The organism is Endozoicomonas sp. (assembly GCF_965196975.1).
Classification (GTDB): domain Bacteria; phylum Pseudomonadota; class Gammaproteobacteria; order Pseudomonadales; family Endozoicomonadaceae; genus Endozoicomonas.
The window spans coordinates 558,630-584,032 of the sequence record NZ_OZ239981.1; the positions used below are offsets into that span (position 1 = coordinate 558,630).

Here is a 25,403-nt window from a genome sequence, read left to right on the forward strand (position 1 = left end):
ACAACCCTGATTAATAAACTTGTACGTACTCAGGTCCAACTCCCATGCCCCAGAATATGACGGTAGTGATCATAATGGAAACCAGAACCACCAATCCAATACAGAGAACCGAGCTGGCATAGATAAAGCCCTGTTCCTTGGGTATTTTCATAAAAATATGGAGGCCGCTGTACAAAAGATAGGCAGTTGCGGATACGGCGACAGTGCCGGCAATGATGGCCAGCCACAGCGATGGATAGAGACCACAAATACCAATCAAAAAGAGAGGGTATGCGGTATAGCAGGTAAATGCGGTACAGTCTGTTAATGAAGGATCGCTGTTGAAGTTACCGCTCATCCAGTGGATAAACCAGCTAATAACCGCGACTCCACAGACCATGGCCATCCAGGCAAGGATGGACATCCACAAAGCACTCTCAGGAGTGAGTCGAACCACATTGGTGCTTCCAGGAAGGCTCCAGCCAACCATCGTAGTACCTATATAAGTACAGACGGCGGGTAAAGAGGCCAGCCAGATAATCTGGCCAAGGTAAAGCTGGATCAGACCCGGCGGGTTCTTTCGAATGCTGATCCATTCGTTATCGGGCTCAGTGAGTAAACCCCAGAAATGGCTTAGGATCATAACAGTGCCTCCGTGTATTCGGCAGGATATCAGGCCGCTTCTTCCACTGAAGTAGTGGATACTGATACTGACCGGCGGTTAACCTTTGTTATTATTATTGGCTTTCTGCAGGGATTTTCCACCGCAGAACCGCGTTAAGCCGCACCCCAAGTGTTGACACACTTTCTCCCAATTGTAAAGAAATTGGGCATTTTTTAATGATTTTTGTGCCTTTTCTGGCTATAAGCCTTTATCCTATGGTTAATCACACTGTTTTGCTGAGGAATGCATGCTCAATAAGATTGATAAAATAATGCTGGGTGTTTTACTGGCTTTACTGGTGCTGTCCGGTGGAGTCCATTGGCGGGGAGAGACTGAATTGCCGGTTGAGCCTGAAATTGTGGCTCCTGAAGTGGTTGAATCAGTAGAAGAAAAGCCGGTGGTGGCGATACCCGATTTCAGCGACATACTTGATGTGAAAGCCAAAAAAAGTGCGTTCTTTGGTTTCCTGTTACCGATGGTTCAAGAAGAAAACGATACGATTTTGCAAAATCGTGAAAGAATTGTTGCGCTCTCTTCTCAATCAGTGTTTTCTGAAAGCAGTCGGACATGGCTGACGGATATGGCCAGAAAGTATCGTATACGTGATGTGGCAACCTTTGATGAAGCCTTTTTCCAGAAGCTCTTGACCCGTGTAGATACAATTCCTGCTTCTCTCGCCCTGGCTCAGTCGGCTAATGAAACGGCCTGGGGGACTTCAAGATTTGCCAGACAAGGTAATAACTTCTTTGGGCAGTGGTGCTTCAGCTCAGGGTGCGGAATTGTACCCGGGTCTCGTCCAGAGGGTGAAATCTATGAGGTCCAGAAGTTTGAGGATGTGGCTGCTTCAGTCAGTGCTTACATGCATAATTTGAATACTAATCATCAATATCGGGTGCTGAGAGAGCTGAGAGAGCAGAAAAGGGAGAGTCAGGCGCCTGTTACCGGAGCGGATCTTGCGCATGGTCTTCAGGCCTACTCTATCCGGGGTGATGAGTATGTTAAAGAACTGCTTTCCATGATCAATAGCAATAAGTTATTGCAGTACGATTTAGGTGATCAGGGATAAGAGGCGATTAAAATAGTAGCCCTATTTGATTGACCCATTGCCAGGGAGAAGGAATTCCCGTGACCGTATTGAGTACCAATTCTATTTCATTTCGTTATCGCTTTGTCAGCATCATGGACAATGCAATAGCATTTATTCTGTATACACTCTTGCTTCTCTGTTCTGAGGTCATATTAGCTGCACCTGCCAGCAAATACTGGGGGTACTGGGATAGAAGTGTTCCTGAGTCAACAGCTGTTATAAATCATGAGGCATGGCAAGAGTTTCTGGATGAATATCTGGTGGTTCGCCCTAATGGAAGCCACTTTCGATACGGTGCTGTTGGCCATGAGGATCGTAATAAACTCGATGAATACCTCGTTGAAATGTCCTCTCTTGATCCAAGGTCCTACTCTAAGGAGGAGCAAAAGGCATATTGGATCAACTTTTATAACGCCCTGACCGTGGACCTGGTACTTGAGCACTATCCGGTAAAATCCATTACCAAGATTGGTCCCTGGTATCGTTTTGGCCCCTGGGATAATGATATAACCCAGGTAGCAGGACAAAAGCTGACACTCAATGATATCGAGCATAGAATTTTAAGGCCTTTATGGGAGGATAACCGAATTCATTATGCTGTGAATTGTGCAAGCCTTGGATGCCCGGATCTTTCTCCTACAATATTCACGGCTGCTAATACTGAGCAACAGCTGGATGACCTTGCCAGGCGCTTTATTAAACAGGAAAAAGGTGTGAGCTGGATTGACGGAAAGTTAACCCTTTCCCGCATATATGAGTGGTATGAAAAGGATTTTGTTGATCAGGAAGGGGTGGTGTTGCATATGCGACAATTTGCTTCTCCGGCTACGGCCAGAAGGCTTAAAAAGTACACAGGAGTAATCCAGTATCAGTACAACTGGGGGTTGAACGAGTTGAAGTAGTTATCTTTATTGCCGATTCTCTTATTTGATATTTTTTATAAGGTTTGTGGTGACGTTTCCCAAATGAATTTCAATTGATGGCTGTACAGTAACACTAATTAAGAGGTTGCCATGTATGGCTAGATACCTTGTTTCGGCTTTGCTATTTGTGTTCAGTCTTGCTGTACATGCTGTACCCTCCCCAGATCGCTGGTCATATTGGGATAAAGTGGACAAGAATAATAAGGCCGTTGTTGACCATTCTACATGGCAGAAATTTCTTGACCGCTATGTAAAGCTCTCTGAATCAACTGGAATGTATATGGTTGAGTATGGACGAGTCAAAAAAGTGGATAAAGAAGAGCTTAATGCTTATCTCGAAAGCCTGTCGAAACAAGATCCCAGAAAGCTCAATCGTAGAGAACAGCTGTCCTATTGGATTAATCTGTATAACGCGTTAACTGTTGACCTGATTCTTGATTACTACCCGGTGAAGTCCATTACCAAGCTGGGAAAAGGATGGTTCCGCATGGGGCCGTGGAAAGATGAGCTTATAGAAATTGCAGGACAGAATATTTCCCTGCATGATATTGAACACCGGATTATCCGACCCATCTGGAATAACCCCCGGATTCACTATGCATTAAACTGCGCCAGCATAGGGTGCCCTGATTTATTACCCGATGCGTATCAAGGGAGAAAGATTGACAATCAGCTGGAAGCGGCTGCCAGGCGGTTTATTAATCAGAAAAAAGGTGTTGCTTTTGTGAGTGGCCGTCTTGTGCTTTCCAGTATTTTTGATTGGTATGAGGATGATTTTATTGATGAAGACGGTGTATTGAAAGAGGTAAAGTCATTTGCTGTTGGTGATTTAAAGCGTCAATTAGAAAATTACAATGGGCGAATCAGCTACCGCTACAATTGGAAGCTGAATGAATACAGGCCCTGATTTTAAGGCTTTAAATTCATATTGAATTAGGGTGTATAAATAAAGTACTGGATATTTTCATACTTATGGAGTGAGTATGGTTCGCTCAGTCAATAATGGAAGTTCTGGATCGATTAATGACCCTGCGCGATCAAGCCAGGAATCAGGTAATAACTCAGATGAAAAGTTGGTAAATAGTGAGCAGGCTGAAGATAAATCCTGGAGCTTCAGGCGACTAAAAAAACTTGGTCAGTCTTTTAAGAAATTACTTCCTTCAGGGGGACAATCTGATTTTCAAGCACACGAGGGCTCAACAAAGATAGGTGGATCGACTACGGGCAAGCAAGTAGTTAATGTTAGTAAAAAAACAAGAAGCTTTGTAAAAAAAACAAGTGATGAACGATTGACGGACAGGAGAAAATTAAATCAGCCATTTTTGACAGAGCCCCCTGAAACGATAGTCGAGTCAAAAATGGAGTCAGAAAGCGTGATGTCTGATCTGATGACTTCTGATTCAGAGGGGCTTGAGAACTTTACTGATGAATCTGATTTCAGAGTCAGGGCTTATTCATTCCGAATGGATGATAAGCAGGGTAAAGGTAAAAGTGGTCAAGTAATAAAAGTACGAGATAAAGCAACCAACCAGTTTTATGCCGCGAAGTTTATGTCTGATAAAGATGCCTCTATGGTGAGAGAGATAAATACTATGGCTCACCTGAGTCAATCGGGTAGTCCAAGACTAATACAGCTAGTTGGTACTGTACAAAAGGATGGTAAGGATTTTGTGGTAATGGAGCTTGGAGGAGAGTCCCTCAAATCTAGGCTGGAAAGAAATGATGGGCTTGTGGAAGGGGTAAAGCCTAAAATAATCAGCCAGTTGATTGAAGGAGCATCTGTTATTGCTGATCATGGATATATTCATCGTGATCTCAAACCAGATAATTTGCTTATTGATGAAGATGGTAATTTAAAAATTTGTGATTTTGGTGTTTCTCAACCTATTGCTGAACATGAAATAATGGCTGTCCCTATAACTTACATGCCACCTGACTATATGGATGGTTGTCGCTACTTTGAAAAAGTAGACCCATGGAGTATTGGTTGCAGTATCTCAAAGCTGGTTACTGGGCAGGACTTGATACCCTTATTTGTTCAGTGGGCCTCTTACCCTCCAGAAGAAAAACTCCCACAAATAGTGTCAGCCCTTAAGCTGCAATCTGGCCACAGTGCTGATTATATGAAAGAAGCATTCGATGAGATTATTGGTTTAGATGCTGATGGTGAGATAGAGCCAGAGCAGCTGGAGAAAAGTCTTTTACATTGGCGAAATAACGTTATTGTTCATCTGGTGGATAGAGCAGCTGCTGAAATAGGAAAAGAGTTAGGAGCTGATGCAGAAGACCTGTTCAGAGGGCTAATGGATATGGATCCTAGGAAGCGATTGACTGTTGGAGCCGCAAATAATCACCGTTTTGTTCAAACTGCCAGAGAAAAGGAGGCTCTGATTCATTCAGTAGGAATTCAACACCATGTATCAGAACAGGGCGATTTGGACGGTTATTTAGAGCCTGTTAGCCATTTAGTCTCCACAGAAGGGTATTTAGAGCCTATAAGTAACGAGCATCTATCTTTTGAAGAGACTTTGTCTATTAGCTCTGAAAGTCACTCAGAAAACCCTGTTGAGATGTTACCTGTCGGTTCAGAAAGTGATTCTTCATCAATTGGATCATCAAGGTTGTCTCTGTTGGTCTCAGATGAGGGCTATGAAACTCAGAGTGTTGATGGCAGTGACAGTGACAGTGTTTTTTCCCTGGACTCAGGAGTATTAAATGACGGTCAGGGTCAGGAGGTGGTTGGTGCTGCAGGTCATGCCGATACTTTTATAATGGTTGGCGATGGATATATTGGTAAATTGACCAGTAAAAATGAGGTGGATGTTTATCATAGACGTAAAGAGTTAAATTTGGACTCTATAATTCCCCAGGCTAAACATCCTGATGACTTAAGCGCATCTCATCGAGCTAAGTTAGCACCTTTAGAGGCGCGATCTACTCAATCTGATCAAATGGGGGTTATTGTTCCTGAAATGCTGGGGGCTGATATACCAGTAAGTCAGAAAATTGAAATGGATATCAAAATAGGCTTTAGAACGGCTTCCAAGGCTCAGCTTAAAAAAGATGATCATAGGTCTCCAACTCGAAAAGCTGCCCGTCATAAGCTAATGGATACTTTCTACGGTTCAAAGTCCCGCGGGTATAGAGTTGAAGGATTGAAAGTTCGAGGTAATAAGCCGAAGGCTAATAGATTTTTATTAACTCATGAGTCTAAGAAATATATTAAGTCAGTCATGAATAATGCAGGTACTAAGAATCGGGAAATGATTTTAAGCCAGCTAAGAGCAATCAGGGCAAACTTGGTAATTGCTCCCGTAACTTTTGTTGCGAATAGTGCACTTTTTTTAATTGATACCGAGAATCCAGAAAATACAGTGGTTAAGTTGATCGACTTAGCTCATCCAATATACAGAGGTGATACGGATTATAAGGTGATTAAGCAAGAGTCCATTGATGCAATTAATAGGTTGATTGACTTTATTATGGTGCAGTAGCTTATCACTATGTATAAAAAGCATAACTATTTATTTCTAAAAGAATTTTTAAGTAATTTTTCAGGGTTGTTTAATTTATAGGTCTTATTGCAGAGTTTTTCTATAGTTGTGGGAAGGGGAGGGTGATGTATCAAAACTGTTGATAGTGGTTTCGCGAGATAAATTCCCCGATAACCTTATCATGAATGTCTATTGATCTTGAGAAGCAAATAGTCCTTCTGGATAACCGTTTCAAGCAAGTTCTCAAGGTCAGATTCTGCCGCTCAATCCGCTGAGTAAAGTGCTTTCCAATGATATGTTTATCTTCTGGTAAACAGGATGTGTATGGCTGCCAGTCATCTGTGCAGTAAAAACTAACTTTGAAGCGGGCCAGACGCCCCAACAGCTTTTTGAGCGTCTCTGTGCTTCTGGAGCCGAACGCATGGGCAATGATCTTCTTGAAACGTGGCTCCCATGCATAAAACAGCCAGCGTTGCTGCTTCTTGCTACCAACAAATGACCACTGCTCATCCATTTCGAAAATAATCTTGACTTGGGCATTTTCGAAGGGGAGTTGTGTTACTGTTGGCGGGTCGAGTTTTTTAAATGAGCCAATACAGTCGTTGGACTGATCTCAAGGACACGTCCGATATCTCTGACCCCGGAGCCATTCATGGTCATCTTTATGATCTGCTCATGAGTACCAGGCAGATTGCCATTATAGCGATACTCAAGTTGGAAGCTCTTATTACAGTCCTTGCATCTATACCGCTGGTGACCCGTTTCAGCTTTCCCGTTCTTAACAACATTGATCGTTTGTTGACAATGGATACAGGCAACTTGAACTACAGCCATAGATGACTCAAAAAGTTAGGAATGTATCAGATCAACAGCTCTGACACATCACCAAGGGGAGTTATCGAGCTTTACTGCTCCCAATAACTCCTTAAATTTTCAGGGCTGGAAATTGATTATTTGGACTCCATTTTCTTCTTCGGAAATATTCATATTTCCAGAGAAAATGGTTTGATTGTCGGCATGCTCATAGTCCTTTCTCGCGCCACTGCGGTCAAGTTCCAGATTTTTGAAATCAAACAGTTCGGTATCCGCCATTTGTGAAGGCGCAATATTTTGCATTGCCGTAAAAATGGACTCAATACGGCTTGGGTGCTTTCTTTCCCATTCAGACAGCATGGCCTTGATGTTCTGTCGTTGCAGGTTTTCCTGGGAGCCGCATAGGTTACAGGGGATGATTGGGAACTCCAGTTGCTCTGAGAAGCGGGTTATGTCTTTTTCCCGGCAATATGCCAGAGGGCGAATCACGATGTTGCGACCGTCGTCAGAGCGCAGCTTCGGTGGCATGGCGGACAATCTTGAACCATAGAACATATTCAGGAACATGGTTTCTACGATGTCATCCTTGTGGTGTCCAAGGGCTATCTTTGTTGCACCAATATCTTCTGCAAAAGCATACAGGGTGCCCCTTCTCAGGCGTGAGCAAAGACCGCAGGTTGTTTTACCCTCAGGTACTTTTTCTTTGACGACGGAATAAGTGTCCCGGTTGATGATGTGATACGGTACGCCTAGCCCGTTAAGATAGTCAGGCAGGATATGCTCTGGAAAACCAGGCTGTTTCTGATCCAGGTTAACAGCAATAAGCTCAAAATGGATTGGAGCGCTTTTCTGAAGGCTCATGAGGATGTGCAGCATGGTGTAGCTGTCTTTACCGCCCGACAGGCAAACTATAACCCGGTCACCTTCTTCAATCATGTTGAAGTCTTCGATGGCTCTTCCGGTCAGACGTCTGAGTTTTTTCTGGAGTTTATTGAAACTGTATTTTTCAGAACCAGTCAGGTTGGTGGTTGTCATAGGGCCTGTGCTAGCTGTCAGTGTAAATCGGCTGATTATATCTGCCGGTTACCATTCAACCAAGTCAGTGTTTAACGGAAAGCCTGTAGTGGCAAAAGACCATTGGGCAGAAAAGATGTATTTTATTGATAGAGAATATTACGCTGACGGTATCAATGATCTACTATTTGAATTCAGGATTTCTGAAAATAATCAGTTCCCCGTAGGTTGTCATTAACGCTTTTTCCGTTTTTTACGAACTGGAATAAGGTTTTTCAGCGTTGTGTTATGGTAAAGAGTGACCTTTTTACAAAACCATTCTTTATAGAATAAAAGCAGGGTTCTCCAGTATTTTTGTGCAGGGGTAGCAAAATGACAGATCATGATAAATTGCAGAAATGGTTGCTGGCTCGCAGGGATGAGCTCAATACGCGTCTGGGTAAAATAAAAAAAGATGCTTCCCGTAAAAACAGTGCAGACTGGTCTGAGCAGGCTCAGGAGCGGGAGAATGATGAAGTTATTGATGCGCTTGGGAATGAAGCGGTAATTGAACTCGGTAAAATTAACCGGGCTCTTGATCGGATGACTGAAGGGGATTATGGATTTTGCTTATCATGTGGCAAAGAGATACCTGTTCAGCGCCTTGAGGTTATGCCTTATGCTGACCTTTGTGTTAAATGCGCAGAAGCCAGAGGGTTATAGTGTGTATAAGGGATCGCGAAGCATGCTAAGGGGCGGCTAGTCTTTATTTGTGTGCTTCGCGATCCAGTTAGTTGGGTTACCACCATCTGGCTGTAAAATAGTATCAGGCGGGTTTGGCTGCAGTCTGATTAAAGTATTTTGACTCCTCGGTGGAGCTGCCTGATTCAATAATCATCTTTTGATAACTTTCGCAGAAACTCTGGATGGTTCCCGGGTTTCTACTGTGGAATTGCTTTTGCCATAACTTGCCCATAGCGGTGATATCGCTCTGATCAATTTTCTCTATCTTTATGCCGGATCGATGATAGATAAGCCATGCGATGGCCGTGGCGTAAACCAGGTTGGTGGCAAGTTCATGATGGGGGTGGGAAAGAAACTCTCGCTGGCTGGCCAGTCCACGAACCTTGCTTGAGAGATCGGGGTTTGGGGCAAGAAACAGATCCCAGATCTTTCTGTGCATGCGTGGTGATATCTGATAGATACCAAGGGCTTGATGATTGGCAAGTTTCAGGTGAAAGCCGAGTCCAGACTCTCTTGCAGCGGTACCAAGGAGCAGGTTTTCAGCAGTTGGACTCCACATGCCCAGATGCTTGAGTGCTGGGCGAACAACATAGTGCCTCAGTTCCTTGGCACAGATTCCCATATGAAAAGTCCTTTTTTCTGGGGAAGTATCTTCCGGCTAAGGGCTTCTCTGCCTGCCTGCCGGACAGGATCATGGAGCCGACTCTGGAAGATAGGCGTCGGCTCTATGAGAGATATCGTATCATCCCTGAAATTCTGAACTGATGATGGCCTTATTCGCCTTCAAAATCACACAGGGTATAGGTTGGAATGCCTGCTGCGTTCAGCTTGTCAGCACCCTTGAGGTCGGGCAGATTAATGATGGCAGCGGCTTCCAGAGTGCTGGCTCCGGCTTTTCGGACCAGCTGATCAGCTGCCAGCAATGTGCCGCCTGTAGCGATAAGGTCATCCATCAACAGGATTTTTTCACCGGCATTCATGGTGTCTTCATGCATTTCCAGCACTGCTTTTCCATACTCAAGGTCATACTCTACGCTGATGGTTTTTCCAGGCAGTTTGCCTTTCTTACGGAACAGCACCAGTGGCTTGTTCAGAATATAGGCCAGTGTTGAGCCAAGCAGGAAGCCGCGGGCATCCAGAGCACCAATACGATCAAAAGTCTGGTTCTCATAACGCTTAACCATGACATCGACGGTCTTGCGCCATGCTTCCGGGTTTTCAAACAGCGTGGTGATATCCCTGAACAGGATACCTTCATGAGGCCAGTCCGGTATGGTTCTGATTTGGGATTGCAGATATTCCTGAACGGATAAGCTTTCGTTTGTATGCATGGGAGAGAGCATGCCGCTATCAGTCAATGGGATAAAAGGAAGAAGCCACCTCAAAGGGTAGCTTCTTTAGGGAATAAAGTCAGGCGCTGGTGGCAATCTGGTTCGGCTCCAGCGTTTTTCCGCCGGCCAGTGCGCAGAGCTCAACCGAGTTGCGAATTTCGATCTCCTTACCCACGGCTGAGATCAGACCATTCTTCTGGAAGCGGGTGAATACACGGCTCACCGTTTCTACAGCCAGTCCCAGGTAGTTCCCCATTTCGTTTCTCGACATGGAGAGTCGGAACGACTGGGAAGAAAAACCACGACGGCGGAAACGGCTGGCCAGGTTGATCAGAAACGTGGCAATACGCTCGTCTGCGTTTTTCTTGGAGAGCAGCATCATCATTTGCTGATCTTCACGGATACGCTTGCTCATCAGACGCATCAGATGCCGACGAAGTTCCGGAAACTGATCCGAAAGGGTTTCCAGTTGTTCAAAAGGAATCTCGCAGATCATGGTGGTTTCCATTGCCTGGGCAGAAACCGGATAGGTATCGGTGTCCATGCCACTCAGGCCAAGAATTTCGCTGGGCAGGTAAAATCCGGTGATTTGTTCCTCACCTTCATTGGTAGCCGTGTAGGTTTTGATAGCCCCTGAGCGAACAGCAAAGACACTGGTGAAGGGGTCGCCTTCCAGAAACAGGTGTTCGCCTTTTTTCAAAGGACGCCCACGCTTGATGATGTGATCCAGCTGATCAATATCCTTAATGCTTAGTGCCAGTGGCAGGCACAATGAGCTGAGGCTGCAGTCTCTGCAGGCCACATGGCTCGGCTGTCGGACGTTGGGCTTTGACGTCATTGAGAGGCCTCAAAGTCGTATTTGCGAAATTCGACACCATTTTATGGAAAGTGTTACCGGACTGTAAATCAGGTATATACGCAACTGGGCAGACCTAAAGTAGGGGTTTAGTGCTGCTTCAGCAGGGCGTCATAATCTGCGGATGTTCCGATGAGCTTTCATCTGCTGTGTCGTCTATCCAGCTCAGGGCTGACCCTGATAATAAGTAGCTAACCATATGAAACCATTTATTTCTGACTCCTTGTGCCGACACTCTGCGTCGTTACAACTCCGGTCACATAGCTACAGCTATGCTCCCTCCGTTGTGCCTCGCATAGTCCCTGCCCAAGTAGCCAGAAATATTCGATTCCATATGGTCAGCTACTTAGTACCGGTCATTGCTCCTGGTGGTTGTATGTCTTTATCCCTGGAAAATCAATCTGACGTTGTCTTGTGTCACAGGATTGAATTTTCGTTCATGGTATTTGACTGACCTGGCAGATTTTGCACTTATGTTTCAAGTAAATCAATGTGAGAGTGGTGACAAATAGTAGTCAGTTTCGGTTTTTTTCTGATAAGTGGTAGGCGAGTGGGGGGGGGGGCAACTCTTGCAGAATTGTTTCAGTGGTTGCTTTGTGTGGCTGGAAAAGGGTTCCGAAGTTTTGTGACAACTACGGAACCCTTTATGTATCAAATGACCTTGGAGTACAGAGGCTTTTCTTTCATCTCGGGTTGATTGAGGTAATGGTCAAACTGCATGCAGATGTTACGGATCAGCAGTTTTCCCTTGGGCAGTACTTCCAGTATGTCATCGCTACTCAGGCTGACAAGGCCGTCTGCCATCATCGGCTCAAGTCTGGCCAGCTCATCACGGAAGTAATCTCTGAATTGAATGCCAAACTGTTCTTCAATATCGCTGAACCTTAGTTTGAAGTGGCAGATCAGCTGGGTAATCACTGCCTGACGAACCTTGTCGTCATTCGTCATCTTCAGTCCGCGTACCATCGGCAGCTGTTTCTCATTGATCATGGAGTAGTACTGGGCTTCATCAGTACTGTTCTGAATGTAAGTGTCGCCTACCTGGCTGATGGAGGAAACGCCCATGCCAATCAGGTCGCAGTGGCTGTGGGTGGTATAACCCTGAAAATTTCTGTGCAGAGTGCCTTCTTCCTGGGCAATGGCCAGTTCATCATCTGGCAGGGCAAAGTGATCCATGCCGATGTAGATGTATCCCTGATCCAGCAGTTTTTCTGTGGCCTGCTGAAGAATCTCCAGCTTCATTTCAGGTGCCGGCAGATCCTGATCATTAATTCTGCGCTGTGGCTTAAAGCGGTGTGGCAAGTGCGCATAATTAAACAGTGATAACCGATCCGGGGTCATATCGATCACCCGCTCAATGGTTTCCATAAAGCTGTTCGTTGTCTGGAAGGGCAGGCCATAAATCAGGTCCATGTGTACGGATCGGAACGCCATTGCCCTGGAGGCATCAAGAACCGATTGAATCATACTTTCAGGTTGTACCCGATTGACGGCTTTCTGCACTATTGGGTTCAGGTCTTGAACGCCCATACTGATTCGGTTAAAGCCCAGATCTCTCAGCGTACTCATCATGGGCCAGTCGACTTCCCTTGGATCCAGCTCAATGGAGTAGTCTGCGGTATCGCTGTGGGTCAGCTGGAAGTGCTGGCTGATGTGTCCCATCAGGTCTGTAATCTGCTCCCTGCTCAAAAAGGTGGGTGTACCACCCCCAAAGTGCAGTTGCTCAACCCGTTGTTCATGGCTGTATAGCGCCGATTGCATCTCTATTTCACGGAACAGGTATTCCAGATAAATATTGGAACGGTCGCGGTGTTTGGTCACAATTTTATTGCAGGCGCAGTAATAACAGACATGCGAGCAGAACGGGATGTGGAAGTAGAGTGAAAGCGGCTTGATGCTGCTAGCACTGGTCTGGGCATTTTGATGATATTTCTGAATATCAAAGCTGCTATCAAACTGCACTGCTGTGGGATAGGAGGTGTAACGCGGGCCTGAGTGGTTGTAACGGTGAATCAGGTCTTTATCCCAAACTGGTGCACTATTCATCATTGCTCTCGAACGGTAATCTTCATGTCTTGTCAGTCGGTGTTTTCGCCTTCAGATCTGTCTTTCGGTGCCGGAAAGCTTAAGGCAAAACAGTCTGTATTACGTCATGATGCGTCAGGATAGTGTAGAAAGATTTTCAAGGCTGTTCTTTGATCGATGTCAATAGGTAAGAACCGAACTCAATATGCCTTATGGGTTCGTCTTTCCGTGTTGTTATTGGAGTAGTGTCGCAAATGGCGTGAAATTTAAGAGAGCGGAAATGATACCTGCTCTTTGGCTATAAATCGAGCAAATAATGCCTGGGTAGGATTCTTATTCTGAAGGGGGTCTGATTTGTATTTTTGATGAGCCATTATACAAACTATGTTTGCTGCCATCTTATGAACGATAGCGTTGAAATTGAACGAAACGATTGAATGATGTCTGGCAGCATAATCAGGAGGCAGTCTCATGCTCTATACCAACAAGCTTGCAGCGGATAGCCCGTTTCCGGCGATAAGTCTGCCGGATTTACAGGGGCAGCAACATGTCTTAGGCAAGACCAGGGAAGGTGCTTCATGGCAACTGGTCATCATCTACCGTGGTAAGCATTGCCCGCTGTGTACCAAATACCTGAATCAGCTTGAGGGATACAAAAGTCAGCTGGCGGATATTGGGGTTGATATTGTAGCTGCTTCCGGTGATAGTCGGGAGCAACTGCAGGAGCATGCGGAAAAGCTGAACGTTTCCTTTCCATTGACTTATGGGTTGACGGAAGGGCAAATGAAAGAGCTTGGGCTGTATATCTCTGTGCCCAGATCTGAGCAGGAAACGGATCATAATTTTGCTGAGCCCGGCCTGTTTGTCATTAATGAGAAAGGTACCGTTCAGGTTGTCGATATTGCCAACAACCCCTTTATTCGTCCTGATCTCGAAGCCCTGGTCAATGGGCTGTCCTGGATTCGTAACCCGGAAAATAATTATCCAATCCGTGGTACAGCGCCGTATTAATCCACCTCAATATATATCGTAGGCCCCTGTCTCAAATCAGGGGCTTTTCTTTTACCCCATCAGTGGTGCAGCACGGACATCAACCACTTCTGGTGTGCCCCCGGCATAGACCACAACCCAAAAAGGATGATCAACAAACCGGCGAGGTTGCGGGTGATACTGGCTTGAATGATGCCGCTGAGCTGTCTGGAGAAAGCCCCGAGCAGAAAAACTGAGGGTATGGTGCCGATACCGAATGAGGCCATTAACAGTGCACCCTGTACAGGTTGTCCTTGAGTAGCGCTCCAGGCCAGTGTGCTATATACCAGCCCACAGGGTAACCATCCCCAGAGCATGCCAACAGCCAGGGCATTGGGGAAATTATTGATAGGAAGCAAAGCTTGGGCTTTGGGCTGGATATGTTGCCAGAGCTTGTGCCCGATCTTTTCCAGGTGAGTCAAACCACGCCACCAACCGGTCAGGTATAGCCCCATGGCGATCAGCATTATGGCCGCAAAGTAGCGCAGCCCCATCTTTACTTCCGGACTGATGCCTCCCAGATACCAGCCGATGCTGGCCAGAAGGAAGCCGGCAATGCTGTAACTGGTAACCCGCCCAAGATGATAGGTCAGCATCAGCCAGAAGATCTGTGAGCGTGACCTTCCTTCTAGGGAAAGACTGAGCGCAGAGGTGATGCCACCGCACATTCCAATGCAGTGAGCACTGCCAAGTATCCCTAGAGTCAACGCGGAAAGTAGAGTGGGCACTTCATTGATGGTCATACATTACTGCCTTGTATTTCCCTTGTTATTGAAATGCAGCCGGATATTCCGTCTCGCAATGATATTAAGTAGCGTGGGTGAATGGATTACTTTGTTATTGAAGAGCCTGTTTTATCACTCTTTGATGGTTGAGGGCGTTGAGGCTCGTCAAAAAGAATGCTGTGCGCAGGCCCTTCAAGGTCGTCAAACTGGCCGTTGTCAACTGCCCAGAAGAACACTTTGATCGCTACAGCGATCAGGATCAGGGCCAGAGGTATAAGAATAATCAGGCTTTCCATGGTCAGGCAGCTCCTCTGGGTGCAAGGTGTGCATAAGCTTCTTCTGATGGGTCCAGCTCCTTGACCAGTTTGCCTGGGCGGTTTAGTCGCAGGGCATTGGCCACAACAATCAGTGAGCTGAGCGCCATGCCGGTAGCCGCCATCCATGGAGCAATCATTCCTGCTGCGGCTAGAGGCAGTGCGGCCAGATTGTAGCCAAGGGACCATGCCAGGTTTTGACGGATAATTTTCCGGGTTCTTGCAGTCAGGTTAAAGGCATCGGCCAACCGTTCAAGGTTTCCGGAAATCAACACTGCGTCAGCGCTGGTGCGAGCCAGGTCAGAGGCGTTGCCCATGGCCATGGAGATATCCGCACCGGCCAGAACGGGAACATCATTGATGCCATCACCTACCATTAAGACCTTATGGCCTTGGCTCTGCAGTTTCTGGATATAGTGCAATTTGTCATCCGGGCTGCTTTCGGACTTCCACTGCCGTATACCCAGAGATTCAGCCGTCGAAGCCACAACAGGCTCGGCATCGCCACTTAATAGTGTGATAGTTTTACCCATCTGGTGGAGTCGTTGGATTGTATTAGCAGCCTCAGGACGCAGGCTGTCGGTAACTCTGAACCAGCATAGCGGTTGCCAGGATTTCTGATCAGTACTTTCAGACATTAGCAGCCACTGCCCATCCTGCTCTGGTGTTGCGAGCTTGCCGGAGGTGAAGGCAAAATCTGGCCGCCCGATGCGATAAAGGTGACTGCGAATGGTTCCTTCTATCCCCTGACCAAGATGATTCTTAACATCATGAGCCTGCTCATCAAGCGAATCCACTTTGAAGAGGAAGGCTTTGGCAATAGGGTGCTCAGAGTGTGCCTCCAGTGCTGCAGCCCGCTGGAGCAATGCCTCTGTTGAGTGGTTGCAGTTATCGAGAGGAACGACCTGGCTCAGTGAGAGTTCACCTTTGGTTAAGGTGCCTGTTTTATCAAAGATCACATGGTCGATGGTTTTCAGCCCTTCCAGAACATGGCCACGGGTCACCAGCAGGCCAAGTCGGTGCAGGTAGCCAGTGGCAGCGGTCAGTGCTGCTGGAGTGGCCAGGGACAGGGCACAGGGACAGGTCACTACCAGAACCGACAGAGTAATCCAGAACGCATCTTCGGGAGCAATGCCAGACCAGCCCCAGTAGACGCCAATGGCGACCAGCAAAACACAGGCAACAAACCAGCCGGCCACCTTGTCGGCAATCTTGGCGATAGTGGGTTTATCCTGCTGCGCCCTTTGCAGCAGCTGGATAATGCCGGCTACCCGGGTCTCTTCGCCGACTTTGGTCACCTTAAGCTCAATAGGGTGATCCACATTGATACTGCTGCACAGAAGCGTATCGCCGGGCTGTTTTTCGATGGGCAGGTATTCTCCGGTCAACATGGCTTCATTAACGCTGGTGGAGCCACTGGTCAGGATGCCGTCTGCAGGAATGGCGTCACCGGGAAGAATTCTTACTCTGTCGTCTGGTTGCAGATCTGCAACCGGGACTCGTTCATACTGGCCATCCACTTCTTTCAGGCAGCTGGGGGGCAGCAGGTTGGTCAGCGCGCGAGCAGCCCTGGCGGTTGCATGGCGGGCGCGAAGCTCAAGGTAACGGCCAGTCAGCAGGAAGAAGGTGAACATGGAGACAGAGTCGTAATAGACTTCGCCACTGGAGCCTTCAGCGAAGAAATAAACGGAGAAGGTTGCCCACAGGCTGGCAAGGTAGGCACCGCCAATAGCAATTGATACCGGAACGTCCATACCAAGATGTCGTATTTTTATATCCCGCCAGGCCGCCTTGAAGAAAGGGGCTGCAGAGTACAAAACGACAGGGGTCGCGATTACGGCACTGAAGATTCGGATCAGGTCCCGGTAAATTTCCGGCATATCTTCACTGATCGCGCCTGAATAAAGGGCGATGGCATACATCATCACCTGCATGGCACCAATACCGGCAACAGCAAGGCGACGTATAAAGGTTCGGTTTTCTTTTTTCAGCAGGGCTTCCTGCTGGTCAGCACGCCATGGGAATGCCTTATAACCGATTCTGTGAACTTCCAGCAGAATCGAGCTTAAGGGGATCTCGCTGTTAGACCAGGTGATCTGTGCCTCATGGGTGCTGAGGTTTACATTGACCTGCTCAACCCCCTTCAGTGCTTCCAGATGGTTTTCCAGTAACCAGACACAGGCAGCACAGGTGATGCCATCAATCAGCAGGTTGGCAGTCAGGTGGTTGCTTTGATGCTCTTCTTGGTTGTTGGATGCCAGATCAGCAGCTCTGACAAAATCCTTTTGCACCTGTTCACGGTCATAGATCTGCAGCTCTTCCTGCAGTCGCTGATTCAGGTCATTGACCTGATTGGCGCTTTCGGTTCGGTGCTGGTAATAATTTTCAAGTCCACCGGCAACGATGGCTTCGGTTACTGCCTTACAGCCCGGACAGCACATGGGCTGCTGTGTTCCTTCAACTTCTGCAAAAAAAACGACCGGTTCACTGACCGGCAGTGTGCAATGAAAGCAACGGGTATCGGTCATCAGGCATCCGGGTTTTTCAGGGTAATTGGGGTTTCCGGTGAGACGATGGCCTCCAGAGTGATCTTCCAGCCTGTTTCATAGCCCACTTCCGGAATCAATTCGTCCAGAGTTTCCAGTTGCAGGTAGTAACGACCGGCAACCAGCTCTTCCAGCTGGCCGACATAGATCGGGTTTTGTTCTGGTTGCGTAGCGTCAGAGGCTACATTCGAAGCCATGCCGAATGACCGGGTCAGCATGATGGCTTTGTCTTTGTCTTTAAAGACCGGTGAAAGAAAGCTGAGTTTAAGCTGTTGAGGCCATACATCCGGGTTTCCCTGCATCTTCACTCTGACTTCACCGATCAGCTCATCGATGGTCAGTGTGCCTTCAACGGCCATGGTCCGGGCATTTTCAATCCGGGTCATGTCCTGATTGATGGTTTTACCATTCTTGTAATAGTCATCAATGACCACGCTGTCCTGATGAGTGAACGCGGTGTAGACCTGGAAGCTACCCCAGGCAAACGTGACCATTAGAATGCCCACGATATACCAGGCCCAGGGCTCCCGGTACCAGGGGGTAAAAGGTTCTTTATGAGCCGAAGGGTGGCTTCCTGTCAGAGTATCTTTCGTTGTCGACTGCGTCATGGTACAGGGTTTCCTCTATCGTCCGGGCACCATAAATCGGCTTTCAGCGGTAATGGCTTCCAGTCCGGGCTGACTGGAACTGATGCTGAAGCGAACCGGCCGTGTGGTGGGGGCTCCATCAATCAAAGGAGCGATAACCCTGATGATTTCCTGCTCCACACTGCCTGGCTCTACCAAAATGGCGGTTTTGCCCGCTATTTTCAGATTTTCAATACCAGCCACCTGTATTTTGATTTCATGGAGCTGCTGGTCTTTGTTAGCGACTTTCAGTGTGTAGATATTCTCTACCTGGTCCTCATTTATGACCCGGTAAAGTACATTTCTATCCCTGAGTACTTCCAGCTCCAGCGGAATACGATGGCCAAGGCTGAAGATAAACAGACAGATCATGATAAATAATGCTGAACTATACCCGATCAGACGGGGGCGAAGCCAATGGGTCTTCTGGCCTGCAAGTTCGTTGTCAGTAGTGTACCGTACCAGGCCTTTGTCATAGCCCATCTTGTCCATGATGGTGTCGCAGGCATCGATGCAGGCAGCACAGCCTATGCATTGATATTGGAGTCCATCACGGATATCGATACCAGTGGGGCAGACCTGTACGCAGACACTGCAGTCCACGCAATCTCCTAGCCCCATGTTTTTATGGTCAGCGCTTTTCTTGCGAGGGCCACGCTGCTCTCCGCGATCTTTGTCGTAAGCAACGACCAGCGTATCGTTGTCAAACATGACGCTCTGGAAGCGGGCGTATGGACACATGTAAATGCAGACCTGCTCCCGGAGATACCCTGCATTACCATAGGTTGCCAGGGTGAAGAAACCGAGCCAGAAAACGCCCCAGGGGGCAACGTCAAGCGTGGCTATGTCAAATACCAGTTGCCGGACAGGAATGAAATAACCGACAAAGGTGAGTGCTGTAGCAAAAGCGACACTCAGCCAGAGAATGTGTTTGGCACTCTTGCGCAGAAATTTCTCAATGGACATGGGCTCTTTGTCCATCTTCATTCTGCGGTTTCGTTCACCTTCGGTAATCCGCTCTGCCCACATGAACACCCAGGTGAAGACACTTTGGGGGCAGGTGTACCCGCACCAGATTCGTCCGGCAAAAACCGTTAATGCAAACAGGCCAAAGGCACAGATAATCAGTAGCCAGGAGAGCAGGATAAAGTCTTGGGGCCAGTAGGTGGTGCCGAAGATGTGAAATTGTCTGGCGGGCAGGTCAAAGAGAATGGCCTGGCGACCATTAAGGTTGATCCAGCAGGTGCCAAAAAAAAGGAAGAAGAGGAATGTACCGCCAGCCAGGCGAAGTGTTCGAAAGCGACCTGAGAAACTTCTGGTATAGATCTTGTCAGGCTTCTGATAGAGATCGATCAGTTCCGGTTCCTGATTGGCATTGTGTTTGTTCATAGCGCCCAAATATACCGGTAAGGTTTTTATGGATTTTCAGCAAGTAACCCCTCTGGGCTTATATGAGCCTATTAAAAGGGGTAGAGCACAAAGGGTCCTCTTTGTGCTCTTCCAGGAGCCTGCCGGACTTAACCTGCCGTAGCGAGAAAAAGTCCGGCTTTTTCGCAGTAGGTCAGTGTTAACTCCTACAGGCACCCGGCATCAAGGCTATTCAGTCTTGTGGGTCAGGCTGTAGACATAAGCAGTCACCAGGTGAACTTTCTCTTCCCCGAGAATGTCTTTCCATGGTGGCATAACGCCATTTCGTCCCTGACGGATGGTGTATTCCACTTGAGCCTGGCTTGATCCGTACAGCCAGGTATTGTTGGTCAGGTTCGGAGCGCCCAGGGCAAAGTTGCCTGTGCCATCCGAGTTATGACAAACAGCACAGGTTGTACTGAAGATCTTTTTGCCCGCTTCCAGATCCGCTTCGCTGGCACCGGTATCGATGCCGGACAGTTCACGGGTGTAGCTGGCAACCTGTTTCACGCCTTTATCACCAATAACGGCACCCCAGGCAGGCATCTGCCCCTGACGGCCGTGAGCAATACTTGCTTTAATCGCGTCAGGTGAACCACCGTAGAGCCAGTCGCTGTCGGCAAGATTTGGGAAGCCGAAGTTACCGCCGGCATCCATACCGTGACAAAGCGCACAGTTGTTGATAAATACCCGCTCACCCATTTTCAGGGCCTTCGGGTTTTTAATCAGTTCCTCAATCGGGGTTGCAGCGTAGCGGGCAAACTCAGGAGCATACTTGCGGTCATGCTTCTGTTGATCCTGTTCCAGCTCTTTAACCTGAGTCCAGCCAAGGACGCCTTCCCACTTACCCATGCCGGGGTAGAGAATCAGATAGCCAACGGTAAATACCAGGGTGGCTATGAACATGATGAACCACCAGTGGGGCAGAGGGTTATCATATTCCTCAATGCCATCATAAGCGTGACCGGTGGTCTCTTCGGTCATTTCCTTGCGCTGGGCTTTGCGAGTTGAAAACAGAACCCAGGTGACCAGTACAAGGCAGGCAGAGGTCAGTAACACGATCCACCAGTGCCAGAAATTACTCATCGTTATGCTACTCCTCTTTTCTGGGAGTTCTTATGGGTTTCCCGGTGGCTGTTTGTTGCATCGGCATCAAGAGCACCTGCTTCTGAGTCATCAGCAAATGGCAGGGAGGCGGCTTCATCAAAGTCGCCTTTACGTCTGCTGCTGTATGCCCAGAAGACCACCGATAGAAATGCGATCAGGGCGACCAGTGTCGCCAGTCCTCGAATCGTATTGATATCCATCAGCGCTTACTCGAAATAACGGTGCCCAGTCCCTGGAGATAAGCCACCAGAGCGTCCAGCTCGGTTTGCCCTTTTACGGCATCTTTGGCGCCGGCAATATCTTCATCGGTATAAGGAACACCCAGCGTGCGTAACGTCTCCATCTTTCTTGCCGTCAGCTTTCCATCCAGCTTGTTGTCTGCCAGGAATGGGTAAGCGGGCATGATGGATTGAGGCACTAGATCACGTGGATTGATCAGGTGTGCACGGTGCCAGTCATCAGAATAGCGACCACCAACCCGCGCAAGGTCTGGGCCAGTACGCTTGGAACCCCAGAGGAATGGGTAGTCGTAAACAGACTCACCGGCGACCGAGTAGTGCCCATAACGCTCAACCTCGGCGCGCAGCGGACGAATCATCTGGGAGTGACAGCCTGCGCAGCCCTCACGGATGTATATGTCTCGACCTTCCAGCTGCATCGCGTTGTAGGGCTTCAGGCCATCAACGGGCTGAGTGGTCTCTTTCTGGAAAAAGAGCGGGACGATCTCAACCAGAGAGCCGAAACTGATGGCAACTACCACCAGTATCACCATCAGGCCAAGGTTCTTTTCAACAATATCGTGCTTGCTAGCCATTATTATTATCTCCCTTCAACCGGCGCAGTGGTCGGGTTGAGTTCGAGGGAGTCATCCTCCGATTCACTGGCAGTGCGGTATACGTTGTAAGCCATTATCAGCATGCCAAGGACAAAGAAGGCACCACCAATAGCGCGGACAATGTAGCCGAAGCCACTGGCTTCTACGGACTCAATGAAGCTGTAGGTCAGGGTGCCGTCTTCGTTCACTGCGCGCCACATCAGGCCCTGAGTGATACCGTTCACCCACATGGCAACGATGTATAGCACGGTGCCGATGGTTGCCAGCCAGAAGTGCGTATTGATCAGGCCAACGCTGTACATTTGCTCTTTGCCGTACAGTCTTGGGATCAGATGATAAAGAGAGCCGAATGACACCATGGCTACCCAGCCCAGGGCTCCAGAGTGTACATGACCAATAGTCCAGTCAGTGTAGTGAGACAGGGCGTTAACGGTCTTGATGGCCATCATTGGTCCTTCAAAGGTGGACATACCATAGAAGGAAAGGGAAACCACCAGGAAGCGCAGGATCGGGTCGGTCCGCAGTTTATGCCATGCGCCGGAGAGGGTCATGATGCCGTTGATCATGCCACCCCAGGAAGGAGCCAGCAGGACCAGGGACATTACCATGCCCAGACTCTGAGCCCAGTCAGGCAGTGCGGTGTAGTGCAGGTGGTGTGGGCCAGCCCAGATATAGATGGCAACCAGTGCCCAGAAGTGCACGATGGACAGACGATAGGAGTAAACCGGACGCTCGGCCTGTTTTGGCACGAAGTAGTACATCATGCCCAGGAAACCAGCGGTCAGGAAGAAACCTACCGCATTGTGGCCATACCACCATTGAATCATGGCATCCATGGCACCCGCGTAGGCAGAATAAGACTTGGTCAGGCTGACAGGCAGAGATGCGCTGTTAACGATATGGAGTACGGCAACCGTAATAATGAATGCGCCAAAGAACCAGTTAGCCACATAGATGTGCTTGCTCTTGCGCTTCATGATGGTGCCAAAGAAGACCAGCGCGTAACTGACCCAGACAACGGCGATCAGAATATCAATGGGCCACTCAAGCTCGGCGTACTCTTTGGAAGAGGTAATGCCCAGGGGGAGAGTAATGGCGGCAGCAACAATCACCAGCTGCCATCCCCAGAAGGTGAAAGCAGCGAGTCCTGGCATGGCCAGTGTCGTTTGACACGTGCGCTGGACGATGTAGTAGGACGTTGCGAACAGGACACAGCCGCCAAACGCAAAAATCACCGCATTGGTATGCAGTGGCCTTAAGCGTCCAAAGCTGGTCCAGGGCAGGCCCAGATTGAGTTCAGGAAAGACCATCTGAGAGGCAATCAGCAGGCCTACCGCCATACCAACAACTCCCCAGACCACGGCCATGATGGCAAACTGCCGAACTACCTTGTAGTTATAGGTCGGCTGTAACGTTGCAGTGCTCATGCTCCATGTTACCTTCGGGTTATACTTATGAGATTGGTGGTTATTGTGGGTAAACCGAAGTGAGGGTGTATTGATCTGGATCAATATCCGATCAAAAAATGAGCCAGTTGCTTCTGTTCTAAACAGAGTTGTTGAGCTTTAGCCGTTTGCCTGTTTGGGGCTGAAGTACCTGATAGTCAGTCGTTGTAAAAGCCTTGACCACAGGGTTTCTGCCTTCTTCCTTGTAAACGATTTGCAAAAGCAGAATTTGCGTGCTGTTTTTTATGTTTTTTCCCGTATGATAGTGCTGGTTTGTTATACGCTCTGGCATTAACCACAGCATTGAGTGCACAACCCCATTGGAAAATTAAAGCACCAGTTCCTGCTCTTCCCCTTGCCAACCTTTTAAACAGGCTTTGGTGTACCAACAGTTCTGACTTCTTATATCCTCATCTGGTTATCGCGAGTATATGCAATACTCCGGCGATCCCGCGGCAATCATACAGAAATATAAGGGTGCCTGCTAATGCTTTTTCGGTCTTTACTGGTACGTTCTGTTCGTCTTTGTGACCACTGAAATCGCTGAAGGCTGCATGTATAAAGGCATTTGGCTGAACCATAATGGTGCAGTCTAATCAGACTTTTTTGAAATAAAAAAATAGATTTTTGTTGGAGGCTTTCTTGGAACTGATATGGAATAAAGCCGGAGACGATTCAGAAGTTCTTATTCTTGCGCATGGTGCCGGCGCAGGAATGAACAGTGACTTTATGGAGCGTATAGCTGAGCTCTTATGCAGCTCAGGAATCACTGTCGTACGGTTTGAATTTGATTACATGCAGCAACGACGTGAAACGGGCTCGAAGCGTCCACCAGATCGGCAGCCAAAACTGCTGGCCTGTTGGAAGCAGGCAATCGAGCTTGTGTATGAACAGGTGGGAAAGCCGGTTTTTATTGGTGGAAAGTCCATGGGAGGGCGAATGGCAACTCTGCTGGCTGCTGAACAAACGGGTGATAAGGCGGATCCGATGACACCTCCTCTCAAAGGGGTGGTCTGTCTTGGGTATCCGTTTTATGCCCCCGGTAAAATGGATAAGCCCCGTACCGAACATTTGGAGCAGTTGCAAACGCCTGTGCTGATTCTTCAAGGCGATCGAGACACCATAATCTTGAGAATGTCAGCACTTATTCGCTTTCGTCGGCAGTGAAGATAGATTGGCTACCAGATGGTAATCATGATCTGAAACCAAGAGTGTCGTCAGGTTATACACAAAATGACCATTTGAAACTTGCTGTTGAACGTATCAAGCAGTTTTCTGAAGGTTAGTGCTGTGTGAACAGTGTTATTTTACTTCTTATATAACGACCTTCCAGTCGCTTCTAGACTATGTTGATGGTTCGCTCAATACGAAGCGATTAACACCGCTACAGCGAGTTATTCACTGGTTGACTTTGATGAGGTGTATTGGTTTGCGTCAATTTATTGAAGGGTTGCCAAAAGCGGAACTGCATATCCATATTGAAGGTACTCTGGAGCCAGAGCACTGCCTTGAACTGGCCAATAGAAATGGAATTGCATTGCAGCATAATACGCCAGAAGCAATTGTTCGGTCTTATGATTTCAATGATTTGCCTTCCTTTCTCTCAGCTTATTATTCGGGCATGCAGGTCCTGCTGACTGAGCAGGATTTCTACGATCTTACCTGTCGATATTTTCAAAAAGCCGCTTCGGAAGGGGTTGTGTATGCCGAAGTGTTTTTTGATCCTCAGGCTCACACTTCTCGAGGCGTGGACTTTGAAACGGTGATCTCAGGCATTCACCGTGCTCAGAAAGACGCACGGCAAGAGCTGGGTATCGAGTCAGGACTCATCATGTGTTTTCTCCGCGACATGAGCGCTGAAAGTGCCATGGAGCACTTGCACATGAGCTTGCCGTATAAACATTGGATTATTGGGGTTGGACTTGACTCCGATGAGCGCGACAACCCTCCCTCCAAATTTGCTGAGGTGTTTATTGAGGCCAGAAAACATGGATTTCGGTTGACCATGCATTGTGATGTTAACCAGCAGGATTCATTGCTTCATATCAGAGAGTGCCTTGATCAGATTGGTGTGGATCGAATTGATCATGGTGTCAATGTGCTTGAAGACGAAGAGCTGTGCCTGGATCTGGTGCATCGGGGGATTGGTCTTACCGTCTGTCCGGTTTCTAACCATTACGTGGTGCAATCCTTTACCTCCGATGAGATCAGAAGTCTGATCAGTAAGGGGGTGAAGGTGACCGTTAACTCTGATGACCCTGCTTACTTTCGAGCTTATATCAACGAAAACTTTCAGGTACTTGCAGAAGAGGGTGACTTTTCTCAACAGGAAATTGTTCAACTGACAAAAAATGCGTTTGATATCGCCTGGTTGTCAGACGATGTAAAAGCGGTGTACCTGAAGAAACTGGAGAACTACGTTGCCAGCTTCTCCTCTTCGGTAGTCATTTGACTTTCTCA

Annotated in this window: 24 protein-coding genes and 1 pseudogene; 9 read left to right on the forward strand and 16 right to left on the reverse strand. The window is 47.9% G+C overall.

Going from position 1 to position 25,403, the window contains the following annotated elements:
- Positions 1–10: 10 nt before the first annotated feature.
- A complete protein-coding gene (locus ACOCLE_RS02470) occupies positions 11–622 on the reverse strand; it encodes a Yip1 family protein (RefSeq protein ID WP_419535374.1) in 612 nt (203 codons plus the stop codon).
- A gap of 268 nt (positions 623–890) precedes the next feature.
- Between ACOCLE_RS02470 and ACOCLE_RS02475 the strand changes: the two genes are divergently transcribed.
- From ACOCLE_RS02475 to ACOCLE_RS02490, 4 genes are all read left to right on the forward strand, one after another.
- On the forward strand, positions 891–1,709 hold the full coding sequence (locus ACOCLE_RS02475) for a glucosaminidase domain-containing protein (protein ID WP_419535375.1): 819 nt from the start codon (positions 891–893) through the stop codon (positions 1,707–1,709).
- Positions 1,710–1,768: 59 nt separating this feature from the next.
- Positions 1,769–2,632, forward strand: a complete 864-nt coding sequence (locus ACOCLE_RS02480; RefSeq protein WP_419535376.1) for a DUF547 domain-containing protein — start codon at positions 1,769–1,771, stop codon at positions 2,630–2,632.
- A 115-nt stretch (positions 2,633–2,747) separates the two neighbouring features.
- Positions 2,748–3,560, forward strand: a complete 813-nt coding sequence (locus ACOCLE_RS02485) for a DUF547 domain-containing protein (protein WP_419535377.1) — start codon at positions 2,748–2,750, stop codon at positions 3,558–3,560.
- 76 nt (positions 3,561–3,636) lie between these two features.
- A complete protein-coding gene (locus ACOCLE_RS02490) occupies positions 3,637–6,147 on the forward strand; it encodes an inositol polyphosphate kinase family protein (protein WP_419535378.1) in 2,511 nt (836 codons plus the stop codon).
- Between the two features lie 130 nt (positions 6,148–6,277).
- On the opposite strand, the gene ACOCLE_RS02495 is transcribed toward ACOCLE_RS02490, so the two are convergent.
- Positions 6,278–6,981, reverse strand: a protein-coding gene (locus ACOCLE_RS02495; RefSeq protein WP_419534371.1) for an IS1 family transposase whose coding sequence is annotated in 2 segments (ribosomal slippage) — positions 6,278–6,738 and positions 6,738–6,981 — 705 coding nt in all. Because the reading frame shifts where the segments join, the coding sequence is not laid out codon by codon here.
- A 99-nt stretch (positions 6,982–7,080) separates the two neighbouring features.
- A complete protein-coding gene (gene ttcA / locus ACOCLE_RS02500; protein ID WP_419535379.1) occupies positions 7,081–7,995 on the reverse strand; it encodes a tRNA 2-thiocytidine(32) synthetase TtcA in 915 nt (304 codons plus the stop codon).
- Here ttcA and ACOCLE_RS02505 point away from each other — a divergent pair.
- Both ACOCLE_RS02505 and ACOCLE_RS02510 read left to right on the forward strand, forming a co-directional pair.
- The gene (locus tag ACOCLE_RS02505; protein WP_419537285.1) at positions 7,910–8,212 is read left to right on the forward strand and encodes a hypothetical protein; all 303 of its coding nucleotides are present in this window, start codon (positions 7,910–7,912) and stop codon (positions 8,210–8,212) included. The genes ttcA and ACOCLE_RS02505 overlap by 86 nt on opposite strands.
- Before the next feature lie 134 nt (positions 8,213–8,346).
- Positions 8,347–8,676 carry a TraR/DksA family transcriptional regulator gene (locus ACOCLE_RS02510; RefSeq protein WP_066014572.1) on the forward strand — a complete coding sequence of 110 codons (330 nt, stop codon included), beginning with the start codon at positions 8,347–8,349 and terminating at the stop codon, positions 8,674–8,676.
- A gap of 103 nt (positions 8,677–8,779) precedes the next feature.
- On the opposite strand, the gene ACOCLE_RS02515 is transcribed toward ACOCLE_RS02510, so the two are convergent.
- The 4 genes from ACOCLE_RS02515 to hemN all read right to left on the reverse strand — a co-directional run bounded on the left by ACOCLE_RS02515 (position 8,780) and on the right by hemN (position 12,933).
- Positions 8,780–9,319, reverse strand: coding sequence for a hypothetical protein (locus tag ACOCLE_RS02515; protein ID WP_419535380.1), 540 nt, complete (start codon positions 9,317–9,319; stop codon positions 8,780–8,782).
- 151 nt (positions 9,320–9,470) lie between these two features.
- A complete protein-coding gene (locus ACOCLE_RS02520; RefSeq protein WP_419535381.1) occupies positions 9,471–10,028 on the reverse strand; it encodes an adenine phosphoribosyltransferase in 558 nt (185 codons plus the stop codon).
- A gap of 79 nt (positions 10,029–10,107) precedes the next feature.
- Positions 10,108–10,830 carry a fumarate/nitrate reduction transcriptional regulator Fnr gene (gene fnr / locus ACOCLE_RS02525; protein ID WP_419535382.1) on the reverse strand — a complete coding sequence of 241 codons (723 nt, stop codon included), beginning with the start codon at positions 10,828–10,830 and terminating at the stop codon, positions 10,108–10,110.
- 705 nt (positions 10,831–11,535) lie between these two features.
- On the reverse strand, positions 11,536–12,933 hold the full coding sequence (gene hemN, locus ACOCLE_RS02530; protein WP_419535383.1) for an oxygen-independent coproporphyrinogen III oxidase: 1,398 nt from the start codon (positions 12,931–12,933) through the stop codon (positions 11,536–11,538).
- A gap of 447 nt (positions 12,934–13,380) precedes the next feature.
- Here hemN and ACOCLE_RS02535 point away from each other — a divergent pair, with 447 nt between their 5' ends.
- Positions 13,381–13,920, forward strand: a complete 540-nt coding sequence (locus ACOCLE_RS02535; RefSeq protein ID WP_419535384.1) for a redoxin domain-containing protein — start codon at positions 13,381–13,383, stop codon at positions 13,918–13,920.
- A gap of 59 nt (positions 13,921–13,979) precedes the next feature.
- Here ACOCLE_RS02535 and ACOCLE_RS02540 read toward each other — a convergent pair whose 3' ends face one another.
- From ACOCLE_RS02540 to ccoN, 9 genes are all read right to left on the reverse strand, one after another.
- The gene (locus ACOCLE_RS02540; RefSeq protein ID WP_419535385.1) at positions 13,980–14,681 is read right to left on the reverse strand and encodes a sulfite exporter TauE/SafE family protein; all 702 of its coding nucleotides are present in this window, start codon (positions 14,679–14,681) and stop codon (positions 13,980–13,982) included.
- 86 nt (positions 14,682–14,767) lie between these two features.
- Positions 14,768–14,959: a cbb3-type cytochrome oxidase assembly protein CcoS gene (gene ccoS / locus ACOCLE_RS02545; protein WP_066014582.1), complete on the reverse strand. Its 192-nt coding sequence runs from the start codon at positions 14,957–14,959 to the stop codon at positions 14,768–14,770.
- Between the two features lie 2 nt (positions 14,960–14,961).
- On the reverse strand, positions 14,962–17,505 hold the full coding sequence (locus tag ACOCLE_RS02550; RefSeq protein ID WP_419535386.1) for a heavy metal translocating P-type ATPase: 2,544 nt from the start codon (positions 17,503–17,505) through the stop codon (positions 14,962–14,964).
- The gene (locus ACOCLE_RS02555) at positions 17,505–18,131 is read right to left on the reverse strand and encodes a FixH family protein (protein ID WP_419535387.1); all 627 of its coding nucleotides are present in this window, start codon (positions 18,129–18,131) and stop codon (positions 17,505–17,507) included. The genes ACOCLE_RS02550 and ACOCLE_RS02555 overlap by 1 nt, the downstream gene beginning before the upstream one ends.
- Before the next feature lie 15 nt (positions 18,132–18,146).
- On the reverse strand, positions 18,147–19,538 hold the full coding sequence (ccoG, locus tag ACOCLE_RS02560; RefSeq protein ID WP_419535388.1) for a cytochrome c oxidase accessory protein CcoG: 1,392 nt from the start codon (positions 19,536–19,538) through the stop codon (positions 18,147–18,149).
- Positions 19,539–19,745: 207 nt separating this feature from the next.
- On the reverse strand, positions 19,746–20,642 hold the full coding sequence (gene ccoP, locus ACOCLE_RS02565; protein WP_419535389.1) for a cytochrome-c oxidase, cbb3-type subunit III: 897 nt from the start codon (positions 20,640–20,642) through the stop codon (positions 19,746–19,748).
- A gap of 2 nt (positions 20,643–20,644) precedes the next feature.
- Positions 20,645–20,863: a CcoQ/FixQ family Cbb3-type cytochrome c oxidase assembly chaperone gene (locus ACOCLE_RS02570; RefSeq protein ID WP_066014587.1), complete on the reverse strand. Its 219-nt coding sequence runs from the start codon at positions 20,861–20,863 to the stop codon at positions 20,645–20,647.
- Complete coding sequence (gene ccoO, locus ACOCLE_RS02575; RefSeq protein WP_066014588.1) at positions 20,863–21,477, reverse strand: cytochrome-c oxidase, cbb3-type subunit II; 615 nt, start codon at positions 21,475–21,477, stop codon at positions 20,863–20,865. Before ccoO ends, ACOCLE_RS02570 begins: the two co-directional genes overlap by 1 nt.
- Positions 21,478–21,482: 5 nt before the next feature.
- A complete protein-coding gene (gene ccoN / locus ACOCLE_RS02580) occupies positions 21,483–22,925 on the reverse strand; it encodes a cytochrome-c oxidase, cbb3-type subunit I (protein ID WP_419535390.1) in 1,443 nt (480 codons plus the stop codon).
- Between the two features lie 747 nt (positions 22,926–23,672).
- On the opposite strand from ccoN, the pseudogene ACOCLE_RS02585 reads away from it, so the two are divergent.
- Both ACOCLE_RS02585 and add read left to right on the forward strand, forming a co-directional pair.
- Positions 23,673–24,229: pseudogene (locus tag ACOCLE_RS02585) on the forward strand (alpha/beta family hydrolase).
- Positions 24,230–24,372: 143 nt separating this feature from the next.
- Positions 24,373–25,395: an adenosine deaminase gene (add, locus tag ACOCLE_RS02590; protein ID WP_419535391.1), complete on the forward strand. Its 1,023-nt coding sequence runs from the start codon at positions 24,373–24,375 to the stop codon at positions 25,393–25,395.
- The last annotated feature ends 8 nt before the right edge of the window (positions 25,396–25,403 follow it).